Consider the following 23669-nt stretch of genomic DNA (forward strand, 5'->3'; position numbering starts at 1 on the left):
GAAATCCCGTCGGAATCGTAGAAGTGGCTACCGGCGGAGATCAAGGACACCCGCCTTGAACGCCCGCCTGCTTTCAACGCGTGAACCCTCGTCGCGGTCTGAGGGCCTTACTTTCGCACCTGGACCTCGACGTGTGTGCCAACGGCCACACGCAGCTCGTGCAGGTCCTCGGAGGTGGCGAACACCAGCAACTCCCGCAGCTTGGTGCGCGGGGCGACGCGGAAGGCGGACCCCGTCTCGCCCTGCACCATGCGGCGCACGGGCTCCAGCTCGCCCGCGGCGAAGAGGCCCGCGCGCGACGCGGTGAGCTCCGCGCCCTCCAGCCACGTGCGCACGTCCTGCGGCGTCGCCGTGGGCAGGTAGGCCCTCGCCACCTTCGCCAGGGCGGCCCGGTCCGGCTCGCTCAGGCTCTTCTGGAGCAACTGCCGCTCCACGTCCACCAGCCGCGGATCCACCGTGTAGCGCACGTTGCCCACCACCAGGCTGAGCGCGGCCTGCACCACGGCCTCCAGCCGCTCGGGTGCGACGCGCTGGCTGAACGCCAGCTCCGGACGCGCCAGCGCCAGGGTGCGACCCAGGAGGTAGTACACCTCCTTCTGTCCCTGCTCCGCGAAGTACTTGCCGCCCACACGCACACACGCGGGATGCGTCTGGAGCAGATCCACGTTCACGAGCGGCTCGGGGGCCGGTTCGTTGGAGCGCTTCGCCAGCCGCTCGCGCGTGGCCACGAGGAAGGGCGAGTACAGCTCCACCGCCTCCATGCCGAAGAGCCGCGCGACGTAGCGGTAGTGGTTGACGTGGTACTCCTGCGCCGTCGCCACGTCGATGCGGTGGCGCTTGGGCACCAGTTGGTACTGCGGGAAGGGCACCGCGTACAGGTGCCCCGCCTTCTCGAAGAGCAGGCCCAGCAGTTCCGACAGCGGCCCGCGCACCTTCGGGTGGAAGAGCGCGGTCTGCCACAGCCGGTCGGTCAGCGGACGCTGCGCCAGCTCCTTCTTCTTCGCGTAGGGCCCCAGCTTGGTGAGGATCTCCTGCTCGTCCTCGCCCGCCTCGCCCAGGAGGCCGGACACCGCCTGCGCGGCGAGCCACGCGGCGTCGTAGTCCTTGCGCACCGCGGACAGGCGCACCAGGTGGCCCACCACCTTGCGCGGGTTCTCCGTGTTCGGCAGCGCGCGGCGCAGCGCCACGATGGCCTCTTCCTCGCGGCCCGGCATCTGGCCCGCGACCTCCGCGAACGTCTCCTGGATGGACGCGTCGTCCGGCAGGCCCTTCGCCGCGACGCCGTAGGCGGCCACCGCGCCTTCCGGGTGCTTGAGCACCTGGAGGTACAGGTCGCCCAGCGCGCGCCACAGCGTCATGCGCGCCGGGTGCGTGTCCGGCGTCTTGGGCAGACGCGCGAGCATGCGCGTGTAGTTCTCCTCCAGCGTCTTCCACTGGCGCGCGCCGCCGAGCATCGCCTCCAGCGCGCTGAAGGCCTCCACGAAGCGGTGGTCCAGGTCGAGCGCGGCGTTGAAGGCCTGCGCCGCGCCCTCCACGTCCTTCAGCTCGTCCCGGCGGATCTCTCCGAGCGCGAACCACACGCGCTTGGCCTTGTGCGGCTCCAGGGCGAGCGCGGGCAGCGCCAGCATGCGGCCCAGCACGTCCGCGGCCTTCTGGCCCTGACGCGTCTCGCGCAGCAGCCGGTAGAGCGCGTCCATCACCTCCGGCGCGTCCGGCTGCGTCTTGAGGGCGCCGGTGAACGCGTCGATGGCCATGTACGGGTCGTGCAGCTCGTCGCGCGCGATGCGGCCCAGCTCCAGGTAGACCTTGACCTTGGCCTCGCCCTCCAGGCTGTTGACGAGCTCCTGGCGCAGCTCCGCGGATTTGTCGAAGTTGCCCGCCTTGTCCATCAGCGTCACCAGCGCGCGCAGCGTCTGCTCGTGCTGCGGGTCGATGGCGAGCGCCTTCTCGAAGTGGTTCTGCGCGCGGTCCGTCTGGCCGAGCGCGGCGTGCACGTCACCCAGTTGCCAGTAGACCTCCACGACCTCCAGGTCCGTCAGCTCCTCGCGGTGGTGGATGAGGATGGTCTGGAAGACCTTGAGCGCGTCCTCGTACCGCTTCGCCTGCACCAGCAGGTTGCCGTAGCCCTCGAGCGCGGGCAGGTACGTGGCGTCCAGGCCGTAGGCCTTCTCGTACGAGGCCAGGGCCTTGTCGCGGCGGCCCAGTTTCTCCGTCACGTAGCCCAGCCGGTAGAGCTGGCGGCAGAGGTCCTGCGCGATGGCGGGGTCCTTCTCCGCCATGGCCTTCTCCGCCATCTTGCGCGTGACGATGTCCAGCATCCGCTCCGCGGACGCCCAGTCCTCGCGCGCGATGTAGACGTCCGCCAGCGGGCGCGCCGCCTCCAGGCTGTCCGGGATGTGCTTGAGCGTCTCCTCCCAGTAGGGCGTGGCCGTGTCGCGGTCGTCGCGCGTCTCCGCGTGGTAGCGCGCGACGTCCAGCAGGGCCTTGCCCTTGGCGGCCGGATCATCCGTCTGCTGCGCCTCCTGCAGCAGCGTCTGCTCGTAGCCGCTCCAGTCCTGCTCCTGCTCCTGGATGCCCTTGAGGGCGCGGATGGTGGGCAGGTGGCCCGGGTCGATGGCGAGCGCCTGCTGGTACGCGTTCCGCGCGCTCGCCATGTCCGCGAGCATGTCCTCGTTGATCTTCCCCAGGCGGTGCCACAGCTCCACCGCCTTGGGGTCGCTGCCCACGACCTGCGCTTCCTTCTGGAGCATCTCCAGCGCGAAGGGCCAGTTGCCGCTGCGCTCGTAGAGGTTGCCCAGGGCGTGCAGCGCGGGACGGGACTCGGGGTCGGTGGCGAGCGCCGCGTGGTAGCTGTTCACCGCGCGGTCCACGGCCTTGAGGTTCTGGTACTGGACGTTGCCGATCTCCACGTACAGCTCCGCCTGCTCCTGCGGGCTGGTGGCGAGCGCGAGCTGCCGCTCGTACGCGAGGATGAGGTCCTCCCAGCGGGACTGCGCGCGGCGCAGGCGGATGAGGGACTTGATGGCCGGCACGTTCTGCGGGTCGATGGAGAGCACGCCCTCCACGCACGCGTCGGCGTTGGCCGGGTTCTGGTACGTGTCCTCCCAGATGGTCGCGCTGCGGAAGAGGACGCGGACCTTCTCGCGGTAGTCCTGCGACAGCTCCAGCATCCGCTCGTAGATGGCGAGCAGGTCCGCCGGCTGGTCCAACCGCGTGTGCAGCCGCTCCAGCGACTCCAGCGCCTCGCGGTTGTAGGGGTCGAACTCCAGCGCCATGCGGAACGCGGAGACCGCGGACTCGTCGTCCTTGAGGTCGCGCTCGTAGACGGTCGCCACCTCCACCTGGATGCGCGCGCGCTCCTCGTTGGACGCCGCCAGGTCGCGGGCCCGCAGCAGCGTGGTGGCCACGTCGCGGAACGCGTTCCCGCGCCGGTAGAGGTTCGTGAGGACGCCGAGCGTCTCCAGGTCCGGCTCCAGCTCCAGCGCGCGCAACAGCGCGCTGGCGGCCTCCGTGGGGTCGTCCAGCGTCTCGTCCCAGACGCGGGCGATCTCCTTGAGGATGCCCTTGCGCGCCTCGATGGAGCCCGCCGCCTCCAGCTTCTGCTCCAGCGCGACGACGTACTCGCGGTCGCGGCCGCGCCGCTGGAACACCGCCGCCAGCCCGTCCAGCGCGGTGGCGTTGGTGGGGTCGAACTCGAGGATCTTCCGGAACGCGGCCTCGGCCGCCTGCGGATCATCCAGCCGCGAGTCGTGGATGCGCGCGAGCGTGGCGTAGATGCGCTCCGCGAGCGGGCCGCGCGGCAGCTCGTCCGCGACCTCCTCGTAGACCGCCGCCAGCTCCTCGTGGCTGCCCGTCTCGTCCGCGAGGCGCTCCACCTCTTCGCGCAGCGCGTCCTCGGCCGCGTCCAGTTGCAGCGCGCGGCAGAGCGCCAGGAAGGCCACGTCCTTCTGGCCCAGGCGCTCCTCCTGCACCCGGGCGATCTCCCGCAGCGCCGCCATCTTCTCCTCGTCCGTGACGAGGTGGGGCATGTAGCGGTCCATCACCGTGGCGTAGGCGCGCCAGTCGTTGTTCGCGCGGTACAGCGTGCACACGCGCTCGTAGGCGGTGCGGTTGGCGGGGTCGAGCTCCAGCACCTTCTCCAGCGCGCCGGCGGACAGCTCCGGCTTGCCGCCCTGCCCTTCCCACAGGTCCGCGACCGTGAAGTACGCGGCGATGGCCGGGTCGCGCTCCTCGGACGCCAGGTGCACCTGCACCTTGAGCTCCAGGGCGCGCACGGCGTCGTTCCACGCGCGCAGCGACACGGACAGCGCGTACACGCGCTCCAGGTCGGAGACGGCGTGCGGCTCCACCTCCAGCGCGCGGCGGGCCGCGTCCAGCGACTCCTCGCGCCGGCCCATGCCCGCGAGCACCTCCGCCATGCGCAGGCGGAGCGCCTTCACGCCGTCGCTGCTGTCCTGCAGCGGGATGAGGCGGCGCAGCACACCCACCAGCTCCTCGCGCTGGCCCGTCTCGTCGTACAGCTCGCGCAGCGTGTCCAGCACGCCGCGGTGGCGGGCGTCGCGGTCCAGCGCCGCCTTGAAGTACGGCACCGCCGCTTCCGGCTGCTTGAGCAGGCGGTACACCACGCGGCCCAGCCGCTCGTTGAGGCGCACCACCTCACGCGGATCCAGCGTGATGGCCAGGCGGCCCTCGAGCATCTCGCGCAGGTCCTGCGGACGGCCCGCGCGCTCGTACAGCGACTCCAGCGCGCTGAAGACCTGCTCGTTGCGCGGGTTCTTCGCCAGCAGCTCGCGGTACAGGTCGATGGAGCGGCCCAGGTCCGACAGCCCCTCGGCCGACACCTGCGCCATCTTGCCCAGGACGCGGTCCCGCTCGCTGCCGGTGACCTTGTCCGCCTGGAGCTTCAGGATGGCGTAGAGCTTCTCGGACGCGCCCGCGCCCTCGTAGATGCCCTCCAGGAGCCGCGCCGAGGCGAGGTGCGACGGATCCAGCGCGAGGATGGCCTCGTAGGCCCCCGCGGCGCGGTCCGGGCTGTCCATCCGCTCCTGGTAGAGCTGCCCCAGGCGGAAGAGGAAGCCGATCTTGTCCGCGGGTTGGGTCGCGCCCGTGGCCAGCGCCTCCAGCACGCCGGCCAGCTCCGGCCACGCCTCCAGGTGCAGGTAGAGCCGGTCCAACGCGACGAGCGAGCTCTGCTGCACCGACGCGTGCAGCGTGCGCGCGCGCTCGAAGTAGGACACCGCGCGGTCCGGGTCGCGCAGGCGCGTCTCCAGCAACTGGCCCAGCTTGAGGCACACCTGGGCCGCGTCGGCGGCCTCGGCGATGCGCGGCAGGGCCTCCTCGTAGAGCACCACCAGCTCGTCGTAGCTGCCCGCGACGTCGGTGGCGTTCTCCAGGCGGCTGCGGACCTCGCTGTCGTTCGGGTCTTCCTTGAAGCCGCGGTAGAGCGCGAGGAAGGCCAGCTCGCCCTCGCCCTGCGTCTCGCGCAGCGTGGCCAGCTCCCCGAGCAACTGCTTGCGCTCGATGGCGTCCGGCGACACGCCCACGCGCGTTTCAATCAACTGCGCCAGCCGCATGACGTCGCCGCTCGCGCGGAAGGCGCGCAGCAGCGTCTCCACCGCCAGCAGGTTCTGCGGCTCGCGCGCCACGATGGCTTCCATGCGGCCCACCGCGCCCGGGTGGTTGGGCTGCATGGACAGCACCTCGCCGTACAGCGACAGCGCGCCCGACTTGTCGAGCAGCTTGGACTCGCGCACCGTCGCCAGGCGGAACTTCAGCTCCAGGCCCTCTTCCGGCGGCATCAGCGCGATGCGCCGCGCGAGGACGTCCGCGAGCTCCGGCCAGCGCTCCTGCTTCTGGCAGAGGCTGTCCATGCGCGCGAGCGCGACCGCGTCGTCCGGCTGCAGCTCCAGGAGCCGGCGGAACGTGGCCAGCGCGCCCAGCGGATCCTTGAGCTGCTCCTCCTGCAACGCGCCAATCTGGTGGAGCACCGCCGCGCGCCGCGCCGGCTCCTCCGACAGCGCGAGCTGACGGCGCAGCACCTCCAGCAGCTCCGAGGGACGGCCCTGCGAGGCCACCAGCCGCGCGGTGCCATCCAGCGCCTCGGTGTCCGTGGGCTTGAGCTCCAGCACGCGCTTCCACGACTGGAGCGCCTCCGCCGGCTCACCCAGGTCCACCTGCATCCGGGCGAGCGCGCGGTACAGCTCCGCGCGGGCCGCGTCGCTGGCCTTGGGGGCCACCTCCGTCAGCACCGCGCACAGCTCCTCGGGCGCCTCCGCCTTGTCCACCAGTTGGATGCACAGCTCCAGCGAGCGCGGGTCCTCCGGCAGCTCGCGCAGCGCGCGCGTGGCGGAGAGGAACGCCATCTCCGCGTTCTCCAGCGCGGAGGCGTAGATCTCCGCGATGCGGCGCAGGAGCGCGGCCCGCTCCTGCGGCACGGCCTCCGCGGAGGCGCGCGACTCCAGCATCTCCACCTGCTTCAGGTGGTTGCCCACCGAGGCGAAGATGGGCTCCAGGGCGCTCGCCGCCGCGCCACGCAGCGGGCTCTCCGAACGCGCCAGCTCCTCCAGCGCGCCCACCGCGCCCGGGTGTCCCGCGCGCCGCGCGAGCACCGCCTGGTACAGCTCCAGCGCGCCGCGCGGATCATCCAGGCGCGACACCTTCAGCCGGCCCAGGCGCACGCGCAGGTCGGACGCCTCTTCCTGCGCGTCGCGTGCGTCCGCCATCTGGATTTCACGCTCGACGTGCTGCGCGAGTTCCGCCCAGCGCTCCATGTCCGCGAGCACGCGGCCCAGGAGCTTCAGCGCGTTGGCGTTCTCCGGCCGGCGCTCCAGCACCTCGCGGTACGCCTGCGCCGCCAGCGACTTGTCCGCCAGCGTCTCCTCGGCCAGGTGCGCCAGCTCGAAGAGCAGGTTGATCTGCGAGGACGGGTTCGTCTCCGCGGCCACCTGCCGGCGCATGACGAGCGCCAGCTCGCGGTGCGCGCCCGTGCGGCGGTGCACGCGGGCGAGCGACTCCAGCACCGGCTTGTTCATCGGGTCGCGCCGGCTCACCTGCTCCAGCGCGCGCACCGCCAGGTCGTAGCGCTTCAGGCGGTTGTCGTAGATGGCCGCCAGCCGCCGCCACAGGTCGCCCGCCAGGGGCTCCGCGGGGTCGCGCTCCAGTTGGTCCTCGTAGGCCGCCGCCACCTCCTCGAAGGAGCCCGAGTCCGCCGCGAGCCGCTCCAGCTCGTCGCGCACGCCGGCTTCCGCGGGCAGCTCGTTGAACGCGCGCAGGCGCGCGACGAAGGCCAGCGACGTCTGGCCCAGGCCCTCGCGCAGGACGGCGATCTCCTGCAGCCGCTCCAGGCGCTGCTCCGGCGGGACGCCCGGCAGGAGCACCTCCAGCACGTCCACCAGCTTCCGCGTGTCGTTGAGGCCGCGGTAGACGGGCTCCAGCAGCCGCGCCGCCTCCAGGCGGGGGCCGTCGTGCGCGAGCAGGCGCTCCAGGCCCGCCACCACCTGGCCGTCGCCCGGCGACAGCTCCAGCAGCCGGCGGTACACCGGCAGCGCCTCCGTGGGGCCGACCTCCTTCTCCAGCAACTGCGCGCGGCGCAGCAGGTACGCGCGGCGCCCGGGCTCGTCCGGCGCGAGCTCCGCGAGCTGATCCAACACGTCCGCCTGCTCCACGAAGTGACGCGTCTTCGCGTACAGCTTGTCGAGCGCCAGCAGCCCCTCGGGCACCTTGCGGATGGCCAGCGCGGAGCGGAGCACCTCGATGGCCTTCGCGTCCTCGCCCGCGCTCGCGTAGGCCTCGCCGGCCTTGAGCAGCAGGCCCAGCCGCGCCTCCGGGTCGGTGGAGAGCTGCGCCTGACGCGCGTAGACCTCCGACAGGCTCTTGGCGTTCTGGCCCTTCTCGTAGAGCCGGGACAGCGCCTCCAGCGCCTGGCGGTCCTGCGGCGCGTCCGCCAGCAGGTTCTTCCAGAGGCGCGTGGCCTCCTCGGGCTGATCCAGGCTCTCACGCAGCTCCGCCGCGCGGCGCAGCAGGTCCAGCGTCGCCGGGTCTCCCGCGGTGAGATCCACCGCGGCGCTCTCGTAGATCTCCGCCAGCACCTCGTGGCTGCCCGTGTCGCGGGCCAGCCGCTCCAGGTCCGGACGCACGCCCTCGCGGTCCAGGTCGTTGGCGAACGCCTTCACCGCCGCCATGAACGCGAGCGACGGCTGCTGCATGTCGCGCTCGTAGATGCGGCGGACCTCGCCAGCGAGGATGATCTTCTCCACCGTGAGCGCGGACTCCATCCGCGTCTCGCGCAGCGCCACGCGGCGGGCATGGTCGCCCACCTGCGCGAGCACCTTGTCCAGCACCTCCAGCGCCGCGCCGCTCATGGGCACGGCCGCCTTCACCCAGGCCTCCAGCGCGGCCCTCGCGCCCGGGTGGCCGGGGTCCTCGGTGAGGATGCGCTTGTAGAGGCCCAGCGCCGCGTTGGCGTCGTCCAGCACCGTGCGCAGCAGCTCCGCCAGGCGGAAGGACACCTCGCGCCCCTGCGGGCTCTGGCCCTCCTGGTTGCGCCGCAGCGTGAGCGTCCACGCCAGGTCCTTGGGACGGTTGAGCTCCGTGTAGAGGCGGTCCAGCGCCGTGGCGGCCTCGCGCTGCGCCGGGTCGCGCTCCGCGATGGCGCGCCACGCGGACGCCGCGCTCTCCTTGTCGGTGAGCTTCGCCTCGTGCAGCAGCGCGGCCTCGCGCAGGCACACGAGCTGATCCGCGGGCTCCTGGATGGCCGCCGCCAGCTTCTCCAGCACCTCCGCCAGCGCCGCCCACTCCTCGCCCGCGCGGTGCAACCGCTGCAAGGCCCGCAGGCTGTCGAGGTTGCCCGGCTCCAGCTCCAACAGCGCGCGCAGCGCCTTCACCGCGCCGGGCCGGTCGTCGAGCTTCTTCTCCTGCACCTCCGCCAGCTCGCGCAGCAGCGCCGCGCGCGCGGGGCCCACGTCGCCCTCCTCCGTCAGCTCGGAGAGGATCTCCGCGAAGCTGTCGAGCGCGTCCGCGTCCTCCGCGGCCTGACGCGCGGCGGCCCGCAGGCCCCCGTCCGCCGGGGCCAGGCGCATCGCCCTCGCGAGCGACGCGAACGCCAGCTCCGGCTGCCGCAGGTGCGCCAGGTGCACCTGGGCCGCGTGACGCAGCGCCTGCACCCGGCCGGCGTCGTCGCGAGCCACCTCCGCGAGCACGTCCAGCGTCGCCACCAGCTTGCGGTGCTCCTTCGTGCGCTCGTACGCCGGAATCAGCGCGCGCGCCGCCGCCTCGCGCGACGGGCCCGAGGCCAGCATCGCCTCCAGCGCCGAGAGCGCGTCCGGATCCGACGGGCGCTGCCGCAGCAGGTCCGCGTAGCTCTGCACCGCCTCCGCGCTGCCGTCCTGCGAGCCCTGCAGCAACTGCGCGCGGCGCAGCTTCAGCCGCGACACGTGGTCCGCGTCACCGGCCGTCTCCGCCAGGCCGATCATCCGCGCCAGGGTGTCCCCCAGCTCGCGCTGCATGCCGGCCTTCTCGTAGAGCTCCGCGAGGCGCGGCAGGTGCCGGCCCTCCTCGCCCCCATGCGTGATGGCGGACTGGAGCGCTTCGGCGGCCTGCTGCGGACGGCCCAGCTCCACGTTCAGGTCCACGAGCCGCAGGAGCAGGTCCAACCGCTCCGGCCCGCGCGTGGCGTGGATGCGCTTGCGCAGCAGCGTCTCCGCGTCCGCGGAGCGGCCCGCGCGCCCGTACAGCCGCACCAGCCGCTGGAGCACCTGCGGCGACTCGGGCGAGCGCGACAGCGCGGCCTCCAGCGCCGTGATGGCCTCCGCCGCCATCCCGCCCTCTTCGGCCAGCACCGACGCCTCGGAGAGCAACTGCACGGCGAGGAGGGGATCCTCGGACTCTGTGGCGAGCGTGCGCAGCACGCGGCCCAGCTCCGCGTGCGCGGACAGGTCTCGCGCCAGGCGCGCCGTCTCCGCGCGTCCCGACTCGTCCTTCGGCTCCTCGCGCACCATGCGCAGCCGCGTGTCGAACGCCGCGCGGCTGTCCGCGAGCTGCTTCTCGTGGATGCTGGCCAGCACCGTCAGGAGCCGCTTGCGCGTGGGCGCGTCCGTCGTGGAGTCCAGTTGCTGCTGGAGCGCCGCCACCTGCCGCTGGTGGTCACCCGTGCGGCCGTAGTGGTTCGCCAGGGCCTCGGTCAGCGCGGCCGTGCGCACGCCTCCGGCCGCCAGCCGCTCCAGGCCGCCCACCACCACGCCGGTGGAGACGTTCTCCGCCAGCAGCGCGAGGAACAGGTCCGCCGCGTCCTCCTGGCGGTTCAGCCGCTCCGCGTACAGCTTCGCCTGCCGCGCGGTCCACTCGTTGCGCTCGAGCTGCGTCTCGGAGAGCGTCGCCAGCTTCCCCGCCAGCGTCGCCGCCTCCTCGAACTTCGACAGCGCCACGCACAGCGCCTGGAGCCGCTGCACCGCCTGCGAGTCCTCGGGCGCCAGTTGCACCCACTGACGCACGAGCGGCTCCAGCTCCACGGGCGAGGCACCGGCCGCCTCGCGCCGGGCGATGTCCGTCTCCAGCCGCGTCTTCGGATCATCCGCCAGCGCCGCGGCGGCCTGCAGCGACTTCACCGCCTCGCTCGCCGCGGTGTCGCCCGGCGCGCGCGCGAGCACCTCGCGCCACGCCGCCTCCGCCCGCACGGGGTCCGCCAGCGGGCCCTGGAGCAGTTGCGCCAGGTGCCGCCACAGCGCCACCGCCACGGCCGGAGGCGTCGCCCCCTGCGCCGCGCGCAGGAGCGCGTGCGCCAGCGCCGGCTGCGCGTTGGCCTTCTCCGCGTGCTCCACCACCGTGTCGAGCAGCAGCGGCCGCCCCGGCTCCAGCTCCAGCGCGCGCGCCAGCACCTCGAAGGCGCCGCGCGCGTTCTCCTGCTCCTCGAACATCAGCGCCAGCGCTTCGCAGAACGCCACGCGCTCGGCGCGCGGACGCGGGGCGAGCATGGCCAGCTCCAGGAGCGGCAGCACCTCGTCCAGCTTCTCGTCCTCCGCCAGCAGGCGCGACAACTGGAAGGCCGCGAGCGCGTTGGTGGGCTCCAGCTTGAGCGCCGCCTCCAGGTGCGCGCGCGCCGCGTCCGCGTCCTGCAACTGCTGCATGCACAGGTCCGCCAGCCGCAGCCGCAGGCTGGCCTGCTGCGCGCGGTCCTTCACCGTGCCCAGGTAGCGCTCCAGCGTGGCCACCGCGTCCGCGTAGCGCTCCTGGCCGAGCATCAGCTCCGCCGCCAGGCTGGCCGCGTCCGCGCGCGACGCATCCGCCGCCACGGCCTTCTCGAAGGCGGCGAGCGCTCCGGGCGCGTCGTTCATCCGCCCCAGCTTCAGCGTGCCCACGCGCAGCCACAGGTCCACCTGCGCCGTGCGGTCGCGCGCCTCGCCCGCCATGGCCTCCAACTGCGTGATGGCCGGCCCGTAGTCTCCCGCGCGCCCCGCCATCCGCTCGATGAGCGTGAGCGCCTCGGGCATGCCCGGCCACAGGAGGAAGCAGCGGTCCAACGCCTCCTTCACCTTGGCGGCGGAGCCCGGGTCGTACCAGGCGAACAGCTTCGCCACGAGCAGCGACAGGCGCGCGGCGCTCTTGCGGTCGCGCTCCTCCAGCGACATGCCGCGCAGCATGCGGACCTTGTCGCGCCACACCTGCTCGAAGCGCTGCATCGCGCGGGCGGCCTTGTCCGCGCGCGCGTTCTGCGGATCCAGCTCCCGCGCCACGTCCAGCACCTGCTGCGCCAGCGTGTGCTCGGTGGGGTCGTCCACCAGCCGCTCCGCGAGCGCGGCGTACTCCTCCGCCATGCCCGCGTCGCCCAGCGCGGCGCGCTCGCGCTGCAGCGCCTCGAACGCCGGCTGGAAGCGCTCCTCGGACAGCAGCAGTTGGCGCACGCGCCGGAACGTCGCGCGGTCCGGCTTCACCCGCGCCGCGCGCTGCAGGCACAGCACCGCGCGGTCGCGCCGGAAGAGCTTCTGCTCGTAGAGGTCCGCGGCCTTCAGGTAGTGGCCCGCGCTCTCCTCGCCCTGCGTCGCGGCGCCCAGCCGCTCCAGCACGTCCACCAGCGACGAGGAGTCCTGGCGGATCTCATGCAGTCGCTTGAGACCGCGCAGCGCGGGCATCGGGTCCTTCGCGACCAGCAGCGCGCGCTTGAGCAGGTCCTCCGCGCGCGGCGCGTTGCGCTGACGCTCGTGGGCCAGCTCCGCGGCGCGGCACAGCAGGCGCGCCGCCTCCTCCGTGGGAACGTCCCGCGAGCGCCCCTCGTACAGGCGGATCAGCTCCTCGACCCGGCCCGTCTTCTCCAGGGCCGCTTCGGTTTCAACGAAGGAGCGGTCATCGGTCACACGCAGCGTGGGACGCGCAGGGGTGGAAGGCTGTTCCATGATGCTCGTTGGCCAAAGGGGGAATGAAACGAGGGCGCCAGCGGCCGGAGTGTACCGGCCGCGGGCGCCCCCGGGCAATCATGCAAAACCCGTCAACCGGCGGGAATTATTGGCTTTCTTGCTCGCCAGCCGAGGAAGCATTTTCCGCCGGTGACGCCGCGGATTCAGCGTCGTCAGCGGCGTCCGCCTTGCTGTCCGCGGGGGGCGTCGCGGGGGCCTCGGGGAGGGCCTTCGCGCGCTCCAGACCGGCGCTGTCGTTGAGCTGCGTGTACAGGGCGATGGCCTTGTCACGCTGCTGCAGCTCCTCCGCGAGCTGCGCGGCGCGGGGCAGGTGCTCCCCACCGAGCTTCTCGTAGAGAGGCAGCGCCTTGTCCTTGCGGCCCGCCTGCGTCCACGTCTCCGCGGCGGCGGTGATGTCGCCCAGCAGCTCCAGCCACCGGGCGCGGCCGGCGGGCTTCTGCTCCTGTTCGGCGCGGGCCAGCTCGCGCTGCGCGAGCTCCTTGGCCTCGTCCTCCAGGGTGAGCCGCTGCATGAAGTGGAACGCCTTGGGAGGAGGCAGGGGGCTCAGCACCTCCACCGCCTCGCGCCGCTGGCCCACGGCCACCAGCAGGGTCGCCGCGCCCAGACGGTCGCCGCGCTCCACCAGGGCCTTCACCTCCAGGCCCCGGATGCGGTTGGCGCTGGCCAGGTCCCGGGCGCGCTCGTACGCCTTGCGCGCCAGGGTCAGCTTGTTCGCGCGCTCGTACGCGAGGGCCGCCTGGTCGAACTGCCGCGCGCGCTCGTAGAGGCGGGCGACGTTCTCGAAGTCGGCCTTGGCGACGTAGTGCTCCATGAGCAGCTCGTACGCGCCGGCCTTCTCCAGCGTGGGGCCGATCTGCTCCGCGGGCAGCGTGCCCACGAGGCGACGGGCCGCGTCGTTGTCCTGGCCGGACAGCGCCGTGCGCAGTGCGCTCTTCAGGTCACCGCCCGCCTCGAACAGCCGGGTGGCCTCCGCGAAGCTGTTGTTGCGCTCGTGCATGCGCGCCGCGTCGCGCGTGCGGCCCATGCCTTCCAGTTGGGTCGCCTGTTCCTTCCAGTCGCCCGTCAGCTCCGGCATCGGCGCGCGCTCGGGGCGCTCACCGCGGGCAGGACGCTCGCCACGCTCGGGGCGCTCGCCCCGGGGAGGACGCTCGCGCCGCTCACCGGCCGCGCCGCGCTCCGGACGCTCGCCACGGGGAGGACGCTCACCGCGCTCACCCCGGTCCCGGCGCTCGCCGCGCTCCGGACGGTCGCCGCGCGGAGGACGCTCGGCGCGCTCCTCGCGGGCCGGGGCCGAGGGCTCCGGCGTCGGCTCGCGGCCGCTCAGCGCGAAGGCCGCCTGGGAACGGTCCGCGTCGCCCGCGGCGCGCCAGACGCGGCCCACCAGCGACATCACGTCCACCCAGCCGTCGAACTTCTCCTTCGCGGGGTCCACCGCCGGCTTCGCGGGGGCGGCCTCGGCGGGCGCGCCTCCCTCGGCCGGAGCAGCGCCCTCGGCGGGAGCTGCACCCTCGGCGGGAGCTGCACCCTCGGCGGCCGGAGCCTCCGCGGGCGCGGCTTCAGTCGACGCACCCGCCTCCGGCGCCGCGGCTTCCGCACCGGCCTCCGGCTGGGGCGGCTTGGACTGACGCTGCACGCGCAGGAGCGTGGTGATGAGGCGGCCGCGCGTGTTGAGGTCCAGGTCCTCGAGCGACTTGAGGTTCATGGTCCGCAGCGAGCGGACGATGGCCTCCAGCGGCCCCTTCTCCGCCGCGAAGTCGTTCTTCGAGAGCGCCTTCTCCAGGACGCTCAGCTCGGCGATGACCCGCTGGCCGGGCCCCACCGGGCCGGCGTCGCGATCACGGCCACGGCCTTCACCCCGGCCGCGCCCTTCACCCCGGCCACCGCCAGGACCGCCACGACCGCCGAAGCCTCCCGGTCCGTCACGACGGGGCCCCTGGCCCGGCGCGCCCCCGTTCGGACCGCGTCCACCCGGACGCGATCCACCGCTTCCATTCTCCTGAGCCACGTGAATCTCCCGCTAGAACGCGTAGCGAATGTTGGGCGCCACCGCGAACCCGAAGGCGCCCTTGGAGGCGAGGTAGTTCCCCATGACCTCCAGCCCCACCGAGAAGTGGCGCAGCCGCGTGTAGTACTCCACTCCGGGCCCGGCAAACACAAGAATGTCGGATTCGGGGAGGAGCTTCTTGGGAGAGAACATCGCGTAGCCCGCGCCGGCGCGGGCGTAGATCCAGGTGCGCTTGACCTCCTGGCTGTCGGCGAAGCCCACCAGGCGGGCGCGCAGCACGGCGCCGGGCACCAGCATGGTGAAGTCACCGGACGCGGCGCCCTGCGAGTAGCCGACGTATTCCGCGCCCGCGCGGTTGGCGGAGCCCATGAAGAAGACGCCCAGGGACAGGCGCTCGCCCAGGTCCACGCCCAGCTCCACCTGGGCCATCTGGCCGGAGGAGAAGGGCCGCGGGCCGGAGTCCGCAGGCGGGTTGGTGATCCACGAGGGACCGCCGTACACGCCGAAGTACACACCGCGCTCGACCTCGTTGAAGGTCACCGCGGGCCGGTCCTGCATCGCGGAACCGGCGCTGGGGGTGTCCTGGGCGCCCGCCATCGCGGGAAGGAGGAGCGCGGCGCTCAGGGCAAGAGGAGCAAGGACTTTCTGCATGGAGGCAGCCTGGTGGGGGGCAGGCCTCCCGCGGGGGCGGGAGGTTGAAGTGAAGAAGCGGGCAGCCCTGGGAACAGGGCCGCCCGCGCGAACGACGGATGTGTTGATTCTACGTCAGTCACCGGCCTGCTTGAAGATGAACGGGTAGGTGACGATCACGGAGCCTCCACCCTTGGGCTCCGGGAACTTCCAGGTGCGCACGCGGCCGGCCACGCACGTCTCCAGGTCCGAGTTGCCCGCCGTGGACTGCGCGACGTTGGACGTGGCCACCGAGCCGTTGGCGCTGATGACGAACTTCACGGAGACCTTGCCGCCCAGCTTGGGGAAGCGGTTGAGCAGGCTCTCGTAGCAGTAGCGGATCTGCCCGCGGTTGCGCTGGATGACCTGGCGGATGAGCTCTTTGTCCAGCGAGCCCATCACCTCCGGATCCGACGAGGTGATGCCCACGTCCACGCTCTGCTTGCCGCCGAGCGTCCCCACGCCGGTGCCGTAGCTGCCGCTGCCGCCGCCACGGCCCTTGGTGCCGATGCCGCCGATGCCGATGCTGTCACCGGTGCCGCCGCCACCGCCGCCGCTGCCGCGAAGCCCCATGCCGCCGAAGCCGCCCGCGTCGCCCGCCTTGGCGCCGAACATGTTGCCCATGGCGCTCTTGAGCTCGCCGCCCAGGCCCGCCTTGCCGAAGATGGTGGAGATGCCGCCCTTGCCGCCGCCGAAGATCTTCGCGGTGAGCGCGCGCGCCTCGTCCTTCTTGTTCGGGTCGCCCTTGGGCGCGGTGCGGTTGTTGGTCTTGGGCGCGTCCTTCTTGCCCATCTGACCTTCGTCGCCGCGCTGCTTCTGGGCCATCTCGCCCGACTTCTTCTCCTTCTGCTGGTTCAGCTTCTCCAGGAACTTGTTCTTCTGGGTCTCCGGAGGCTTGATGATCAGCTTCGCGATGCGCGCGTCGTTGCCCGCGAGCTCATCCGCGTACTCGTCCCCCTCCCCCGTCTGGTTCATGGAGTGGATGACGAACGCGGTGCCGATGAAGAACATCACCAGGAAGATGTTGAGCGCCGTGTAGTCGATGTTCTCGCCCATGGGCACGACGACGCGCTTGGGCACCGGCTGGAACTGCGCCTCCAGCGTGAGGCCGCCCAGGTCCACCCAGACGAAGTCGTCCGCTTCCAGCGTGAGGCCGTAGGCGTCGCCGTCCTGGGAGGCCTTGCCGGACTCCATCACCGCTTCCAGGTCCAGCGTCTCGCCCTTGCGGGTGAGCTCGCCCTTCATCTTGCGCGCGAAGCGCACGGTGAAGGACTGACCGTCCGTGCGCAGCACCTCGAACGTGGGGCCGCCCAGCTTGGCGTCGCCCATCACGAAGTCCACGCCCTTGGCGCTGCCCACCGTGAAGGCCTTCTTGGCGCCGGGGGGCACGAAGAACTCGCCCACGCGCTGGTCGCCCCAGAGCAGGCGCAGCGACACGCCCTGCGGGCCGTTGGACTTCGTCTTGCGCACGGTGCGCACGCGCGGCGCGGCGTCCTGCTCCTCGTGCGCGTCGTCGTCCGCCACGGGGGCCTTGGGGGCCCGCGCGGGCGCCACGGCGTTCTTCTGCGTGGGCGCGACGGACGCGTCCAGCGCGGCGGCGGGGGCCACCGGCGCGGCGGGCGCGGGCGCCGCGGCCACGGGGGCGGGCGCGGCGACAGGCGCGGACACGGCCTGCGCGATGGCGGCGGCGGGGGCCACCGGCGCGACGGTGGGGTTCTTGTCCGTGGGCGCGTCCGCCTGCGCGACGGCGGCGGCCAGGTTCACCGCGGCGACAGCGGCCGGGTTCTCCAGGCGGATGGTGGTGCCACCCACGCGGACCTCGTCACCGAAGGAGACCTGCCCCTTGTTGACGCGCTTTCCGTTGACGTAGGTGCCCTCGACGCTGCCCATGTCGATGATGGACATGGAGCCGTCGGCGGCGACCTCGATGACGGAGTGGATGCGGCTGACCTTGTCGTCCTCCAGGCACAGGTGCGCGGAGGAGAGACGACCAATCTTGATGATGTCGCGCTCGTAGTCCTTGGAGGCGACCAGCGTGTCGCCCTTGAAGACCTTGAGTGTCAGGGGTACGGCCATGGAGGGCTCCCGGTAGGCTTTGGCGCTCTTGGACAACGGTGCCGGCGGAAGGTTCCCGCCGCCGGTTCAATCCGTGGTGGGGGGATTACAGCTCGCCCACGGACTGCATCACCTTGTCCTCGAAGTCTTCGCGGATGCGGATGAGGTTGGAGTGCTTCACGGTCTTGCGCGCCTCGACGTACTCGCCGTCCGGCTTCGTGAGGTCACCCTCGATGGTGTCGTCCTCGAAGTCGACGCTGGTCGTCTTCTGCATCCTGGCGCCACCACCCTCACCCTGCGCCTTGCCGCCCTCGTCCTGGGCGAAGGCCGGGGCCACCGACAGCGTCACGCACAGCATCAGCCACTTCCGCATCCTGCCTCCACGTGGGGCCTTCCCAAGGCCCACTGGTGTTTCCGCATGGTGGGCCCCCGCCTGGAAAAGCGAGGGGCTCACAAGGTTCGCATCTTCCCGAGCCGCGCCGCCAGCGTGAAGCCACTGGCGGGCGTCTCCCACATCACAGCAGGTCGTCCGTCGGCTCGTCGGAGTCCGCCGGTGCTGCATTCTTCTGGGCAGGGGCCGTCTGCGCGCCACCCGCCGGGGTGGCGGCCGGCTGCTGCGCGCCCGTGGCGGAGGCCGGAGTGGCCTGCGGGGCGGTGCCGGTGCCGGACGCGGGCGTCGCTCCACCCGGAGGCGTCTGGCCCTTCTGCTTGGCCTCTTCCGCCTTCATCGCGGCCTGCTGCTGGGCCTGGAGCGCCTCCATCTGCTTCGCCTGGGCCTCGGCGGCCTGCGCCTCGCGCTTGGCCTGCACGATGCTCTCCGCCTCGCGCAGGAGCCCGAAGACGGGCGCTTCGGCGTTGAGCGCGACCTCGCCGCCGGCCAGCGCGACGTACTTCTTGTAGAGCTCCACGGCGCGCTCGGGGGCGTCCTTCACCTTGTGCAGGATGATGCCGCGGTTGAGGTACGTGGCGCCCAGTTCGGGGTTGAGCTTCTCCGCCTCGTCGTACTCCTGCATGGCCTTGTCGTACTGGCCCTGGCCCTTGAGCGCGATGCCCAGGTCCACGTGCGCGGCGGCGTTCTTGCCGTCCGCCTGCAGGATGCGGCGCAGGTGCTCCTCCGCGCCGGGGAAGTCCTCCGCGGCGAGCGCGAGCTGGGCCAGCTCCACGTGCGCGGGCACGTAGTCCGCCTTCGCCTCCAGGGCGCTCTTGAACTGCAGGCGCGCGCCCTCCGCGTCGCCCTCCTTCAGGAGGATGAGGCCCACGGCCTGGTGCAGCTCCGGATCCGTGCTGTCCAGCTTCACCGCGCGCAGCGCGACGAGCTTCGCCATGGCCAGTTGCTTGCGGTCCAGGTAGCTGCGGATCATCACCTTGAGGGCGTTGGTGTTCATCGGGTCGCGCATGAGCGCGGCGCGAGACAGCTCCATCGCCTTGTCGTGGTCGTTGTTCTGCCGGTAGATCTCCGCGAGCCGCGCGCGCGAGCCCGCGTCGTCCGGGTAGCGCGTGAGCACGTCCTGGTAGAGCGCCACGGCGCCGGCCACGTCGCCGCCGTTCTGCTTCATGATGGCCAGGTTGTCGGACGCCTGCCGCAGGGACGGCTTCTTGGTGAGCGCGGCCGCGTAGCGGGCCTTGGCCTCGTCGGGCTTGCCCATGCGCTCGGCGATGACGCCCAGGTTGTACTCGGCCTCCGCCAGGTTCTGGTCCGCCTCCAGGGCGGCCTTGAACTTGCGCTCCAGCGACGGGTAGTCGAAGGCCTTCGCCTTCTTCTGCGCGTCGAAGGACTTCACCGCGTCATCGAACAGCAGCATGGCGCGGTTGGAGATGGACACCGGGCCCGTGGGGGCTGCCGCCGGCTTGGCGGCAGCCGCCGGGGTGTTGGTCTGCGTGGTGGAGCAACCGACGGCGGTCAGCGCCAGCGTGGCCAGCAGGAGGGGGCGGAACGGGTGCATGCGGCGATTCATTAGAGGAAGTCCTCCGGCTCCTGATCATCAACGGTCTTCTTGGGGGCGCCGTCCTTGGACGCGGCGGCGGGCTTGGCGACCTCGGACTCGGTCTGCTGGCGAAGCGCGTTCGTCAGCGCGGACAGGTCCTCGTTGAGCGCCTCGCTCTTGGCCTGCTTCTCCGGTTCCACCTTGGTGACCGGGGGCGGGATGTCCTGCACGGCGGCCAGCAGGTCGCCGCCCAGCACCAGCTCCTTGTTCTTCAGCGCCAGCTTCTCCTCCAGCACCTCCGGGTAGCGGTCCGGCGCGTAGGTGGTGCGGAGGATCTTCAGGCTCGCCGCGGCGCAGTCGTTGAACACGCCCAGCTCGCGGCTCTTGGCCACCGCGCTGGAGAAGGCCTCCGTGGCCTTGTCCTTGAGCGGCTGGGCCTGGTTGGCGAACTCGTCGCGCAGGGCCTGCTGCGACTCCTCGTCCAGGCCGCGCGGCATGGGCGCGTTCACCACCAGCTCCGCCATGTGATCATACGCGAGGCCGATGCGCTGCAGCGCGCAGATGGCCGGCTCCGGGGCGCCCAGGGCCACGGTCTGCACGTACTTCTTCTGCACGACCTCCAGCGCGCGGCCCTTGTCGGCCAGCGAGCCCTTGAAGCGCTCCGGCGACGGCGGCACGCCCCAGTACAGCTTCAGGCGGCGGAACTCGTTCCAGTCCGGCTCGATGGCCAGCAGGTTCGCCTGCGCGGCGGCGGCCAGCGCGGGCTTCTCCAGCGCGGTCTGCTGACGGCGGGGAAGCTGGTCGAAGTACTCGAAGATGCGCTTGTTCATGCGGCGCACGTCGTTCGTCTTCTTCATCTTCGCGTAGATGTCGACGATGCGGCCCTCGGCCATGAGGAACTTGCTCTGGGAGCGCATGTTGTCGCGCTCGTACTCCTCCAGCAGCTTGATGGCCTTCATGTACGCGCCCTGCTTCACGTGCAGGTCCACGACGGACAGGAAGGCGGCCTCGGCGTCCTTCGACTTGGGCCACAGCTCGATGTAGTGCTCGCGGTTCTTGAGCGCGGCCTTGAGCTGGCCCAGGCCCTCGCGGTAGGTGGCCGCGTTGAACAGGGCGATCTGCGCCTTGGACTCGTCCCACTTCTGCACCACCGCGGGCTTCGCGGGCGCGTCGTCGTTGGAGGCCTGCTTCGCGCGGCCCTTGGCCTTGCTCTTCGCCCGGGCCTTCGCCGCCGGGGCGCCGCCCTTCTCGTTCAGGTTGCGCTCGTAGCCGCGCACGTAGAGCTCGTAGGTGCCCGCGGCCTCCTCGAAGTCACCGATGGCCTCCAGCGCCTCCGCGTTCGCGTAGATGGAGTCCGGCACGTACTTGGACCGGGGGTACTCCGCGAACAGGCGCTTGCGGACCTCGATGGCCTTATCCAGGCTCTTCGCCTTGTAGTAGTCGACGGACGCGTTGTAGAGCGCCAGGTCCGCGATCTCCGTCTGCGGGAAGTCGTGGACGAAGTTCAGGTACGCCTCGGCCGCCTTGGAGAACTCCTTCTTCTCCTCGAGCTGGCTGACCAGCTTGAACGACGACTGCTCAATCAGCTTCGCCAGGTCGTCGCGGAACTTGCCGGTGGCCAGCTTGTCGTTGGCGTAGAAGCGGCGGGCCCACTCGTTGACCTTCGCGAAGTCGCCCAGCAGGTTGTACGAGTCCAGGATGAGGTTGGCGGCGATCTCCGCCGCGCGCTGCCCGTCCTCGAACTTGTACTCGGGGTAGCCGAGCGCGATCTCGGAGAAGCGCAGCACCGCTTCGTCGAAGTGGTTGTGGCGGTAGTAGATGTTCGCCGCCTTGAAGGCGATCTCCACGCGCTTGTCGCCCTTGGGGACGTACTTGAGGTAGCGCTCGCACGCGTCGAGCAGCGACTTCTTCAGCGTGGGGATGGCGATCTTCTTCTGGATGTCCGTCCCGGCGGACTCGCTCTTCGCCTCGCCGCGCGCCTCCGCCGCCTTGACGACTTCGTCATAGGCGAGCACGGCGTTGTAGGAGGCGTTGGTCAGCCACTTGCCCGGCTTGCCCGGCTTGGGCTTGCCCTTGTCGTCCTTGGCCTCCAGCACCTTGGCGTCCTGGAGGACGACGAGCGTGTAGTTGGCGGCGGCCTTCTCGAAGTTCTGGAGGTTGTCGTTGAGGAGCTCCGCCCAGAAGAAGCGCAGGTCGTACGCCTTGGGGTTCTCCGGGAAGAGCGTGAGGTAGTCGCTGTACACGGCGTCCGCGTACTTGAAGGTCTCCTCGCTGCGCGTCTTCTTGCCCTCGTTGTGCCAGGTGACGGCGAGGTTGGAGAGCGTGCGCTCGGACAGCTCCTTCGCCTCCGCGAGCGCCTTCTTGTCCTTGTCGTCCTTGATGACGCCGGAGGACTCGACGTCCTTCATGATCTTCACGAGCCGGCGCACCTGGGCCACGGTGCGCTCCTTGTTGCCCATGCGCAGGATGCAGTCGACGATCTTGCCCTGGAAGCCGGGGGCCTCCGGAGACAGCGGCTTCTCCTTGATCAGCGCGTTGAAGGTGATGGCCGCTTCGCGGTCCTTGCCGTCGCCGTAGTACAGGTTCGCGAGCTGCTTCATCATCGCGAAGCGGTCTTCCGGATTGGTGGCGACCTTGCCGAAGTCCGCGCGGGCCTGCGTGACGTCACCCTCGCGGGCGAAGGCGCGCACGTAGTCGCCGCGCGCTTCACGCACCAGCGAGCCCTTCGCCTTGGCCTTGCCGTCCTTCTCCACGGCGCCGGCGCCGGCCAGCTCGCCGTAGAGGACCACGGTCTTGTACTTGTCCTTCGCGGACTCGTACTCGCCCATGTTGAAGTAGCACCAGCCCTGCTTGTAGAGGGCGAAGGCGTAGACTTGGTTCTCCGGGTACTCCGCCGCCTTCTTGTAGGCCGCGAGCGCCTTCTCCAGCTCCGGGCGCTTGCCCTTGGAGTTGTTGAAGTAGTACTCGCCGAAGGCGAAGTACGCGTCCGGGATGTACTTGGACTGCGGGTACTTCTCAATCAGGCGCTTGAACGCGACGAGCGCCTTCTTGTCCTGGCCGTCCTCCATCAGGTACTGGCCGAGGAAGAAGAGCACCTCGTCCGTGCGCTCGAACTTCGGGTACTCCTGGACGATCTTCGTGTACTGCTCGACGGCGTACTTGCCGTTCTCCTTCACCTTCGCCATCAGCTCCGCCTTCTCCGCCTTGGCCTTCTGCTGGCCCGCGGCGTCGTTGCGGTTCATGGCGACGATGAGCTCGTCGTCCTTCCGGTTGGCCTCGAAGAAGAAGAACTTCGACTCCTCCCAGTAGAGCTCGCCCAGGCGGAACAGCAGGCTGGGGGCCTCCTTCTGATCAGGAGACAGCGAGATGATCTTCCTCAGCGATTCGATCTGTTCGCGGCGCTTGGAGGCGACCTGCACCTCCACGCCCAGGCGGAACTGATCATATTGAAGCGCGGGAGCGGCCTGCTGGGCTTCCTTCGGGCGCGTGATGTCGCCTGCGAGGGACTTGTCCACGGTGGTGGTGGACTTCTTGCCCAGGTCAGCGTCGCGCAGTGCTTTCTTCTCCTGGGCCGAAGCCATGGAAGTCAGGAGAACGAGGCAAACGAGTAGCGAGCGGCGCATGGTCTTCCTAGGAGCGGGGAACCGGCGTCCACGGACGCCTGCTTGCTTGGCAAGTGTCCGGGAATCTTCGGGAATTTCCATGAGGGGACCCGTACTATGCGCGGTTTGCGCAAGGCGGGTCAACTCAGACGACGGGACGTCCGGTCCGTCGGATAGCAAGCGGGAAAACTTCAATTTCGCTGTGCGCCAACACCCTTCCGGACAGCGACAGGAAGGTTGCACGGCAGGCCCCAACAGGTATGGGAGGCTGGCGGCTGTTCGTCTGGCCGCCCTGCCTGGAGTGGTTGTCGGATCATGAGTCTTCTGCCGGAGAGCGCCAGCTTCGAGGAGCTGGTGCAGGACTACTTCCTCGCGGTGCGCGGCGCGGGCCTGATGTTGTCCGCGCTGGACACCGAGCTCGTCACCGCGTGGGCGCGGGAGGGCGTGCCCTTCGAGGTCGTGGCGCGGGGCATCTCGCGTTCGGCGGAGAAGGCGCTGTGGGACGCGCGGCCCGGCGAGCCGGTGCTGCGCTCGCTGCGCGCGTGCCGGCGCCAGGTGGAGACGGAGATCCGCAAGTACCGCGACCTGTCCGCGGGCCAGGGCGAAGAAGCCCCTCCGGCGTCCTCGAAGAAGCGCCCTGCCCGTTCGTGGGAGGAGGTCCGGCACGCGCGGCTGTGCGCGGCGCTGCGGGCGCTGACGGAGCGAGAGGCCGCGCTGGCGCCGCGGGTGCACCGGCTGCTGGACACGGTGCTCGCGTGCGTGCCGCGCGAGCCCGCGGCCATGGATCAGCAGGAGGCGTGGGCGCTGCTGGCGCTTTTGCGCGCCCTGCCCTTCGCGGAGCGACGCACGGTGTGGCGGGATGCGCGCACCGGTGAACAACAGTTGATGACGGCCCGCGCGCGGCGGGTGGCCCGGCGCTTCCGGCTCCAGGCGGCCGTCAGACGGCGGCTGGACATGAAGGAGACCTGAAGGGTTGTCCCCCTTCCGGGCGCCTGAACGAAGGTTCAGC

The 23669-nt window shown here is 71.2% G+C and carries 8 protein-coding genes; 1 reads left to right on the forward strand and 7 read right to left on the reverse strand.

The features are described from left to right. Window positions 1-107 precede the first annotated feature (107 nt). The 7 genes from K8556_RS20290 to K8556_RS20320 all read right to left on the reverse strand — a co-directional run bounded on the left by K8556_RS20290 (window position 108) and on the right by K8556_RS20320 (window position 22681). A complete protein-coding gene (locus K8556_RS20290; RefSeq protein WP_223741729.1) occupies window positions 108-12383 on the reverse strand; it encodes a tetratricopeptide repeat protein in 12276 nt (4091 codons plus the stop codon). 106 nt (window positions 12384-12489) lie between these two features. Further along, on the reverse strand, window positions 12490-14223 hold the full coding sequence (locus K8556_RS20295) for a DEAD/DEAH box helicase (protein ID WP_223741730.1): 1734 nt from the start codon (window positions 14221-14223) through the stop codon (window positions 12490-12492). 198 nt (window positions 14224-14421) lie between these two features. Then, window positions 14422-15060, reverse strand: coding sequence for an adventurous gliding motility protein CglE (gene cglE / locus K8556_RS20300; RefSeq protein WP_223741731.1), 639 nt, complete (start codon window positions 15058-15060; stop codon window positions 14422-14424). Between the two features lie 114 nt (window positions 15061-15174). Beyond that, window positions 15175-17154, reverse strand: a complete 1980-nt coding sequence (gltG, locus tag K8556_RS20305) for an adventurous gliding motility protein GltG (protein ID WP_223741732.1) — start codon at window positions 17152-17154, stop codon at window positions 15175-15177. Between the two features lie 85 nt (window positions 17155-17239). After that, a complete protein-coding gene (cglF, locus tag K8556_RS20310) occupies window positions 17240-17506 on the reverse strand; it encodes an adventurous gliding motility protein CglF (RefSeq protein ID WP_223741733.1) in 267 nt (88 codons plus the stop codon). 142 nt (window positions 17507-17648) lie between these two features. After that, window positions 17649-19088 (reverse strand): adventurous gliding motility TPR repeat lipoprotein GltE, encoded by a 1440-nt coding sequence (gene gltE / locus K8556_RS20315; protein WP_223741734.1) that lies wholly within the window; start codon window positions 19086-19088, stop codon window positions 17649-17651. Further along, entirely contained in the window at window positions 19088-22681 is a 3594-nt protein-coding gene (locus K8556_RS20320; RefSeq protein WP_223741735.1) for a tetratricopeptide repeat protein, read from the reverse strand. The genes gltE and K8556_RS20320 overlap by 1 nt, the downstream gene beginning before the upstream one ends. 294 nt (window positions 22682-22975) lie before the next feature. Here K8556_RS20320 and K8556_RS20325 point away from each other — a divergent pair, with 294 nt between their 5' ends. Further along, entirely contained in the window at window positions 22976-23629 is a 654-nt protein-coding gene (locus K8556_RS20325; protein ID WP_223741736.1) for a hypothetical protein, read from the forward strand. The last annotated feature ends 40 nt before the right edge of the window (window positions 23630-23669 follow it).

Origin of the sequence: Corallococcus sp. AS-1-12, from assembly GCF_020036995.1 — a bacterium.
Taxonomy (GTDB): domain Bacteria; phylum Myxococcota; class Myxococcia; order Myxococcales; family Myxococcaceae; genus Corallococcus.

What these genes read in the sequence shown, in the direction of transcription:
- K8556_RS20290 (WP_223741729.1), bottom strand. Translation starts at nt 12,383, where the DNA reads ATGGAACAGCCTTCCACCCCTGCGCGTCCCACGCTGCGTGTGACCGAT.
- cglE (WP_223741731.1), bottom strand. Translation starts at nt 15,060, where the DNA reads ATGCAGAAAGTCCTTGCTCCTCTTGCCCTGAGCGCCGCGCTCCTCCTT.
- gltG (WP_223741732.1), bottom strand. Translation starts at nt 17,154, where the DNA reads ATGGCCGTACCCCTGACACTCAAGGTCTTCAAGGGCGACACGCTGGTC.
- cglF (WP_223741733.1), bottom strand. Translation starts at nt 17,506, where the DNA reads ATGCGGAAGTGGCTGATGCTGTGCGTGACGCTGTCGGTGGCCCCGGCC.
- gltE (WP_223741734.1), bottom strand. Translation starts at nt 19,088, where the DNA reads ATGAATCGCCGCATGCACCCGTTCCGCCCCCTCCTGCTGGCCACGCTG.
- K8556_RS20320 (WP_223741735.1), bottom strand. Translation starts at nt 22,681, where the DNA reads ATGCGCCGCTCGCTACTCGTTTGCCTCGTTCTCCTGACTTCCATGGCT.
- K8556_RS20325 (WP_223741736.1), top strand. Translation starts at nt 22,976, where the DNA reads ATGAGTCTTCTGCCGGAGAGCGCCAGCTTCGAGGAGCTGGTGCAGGAC.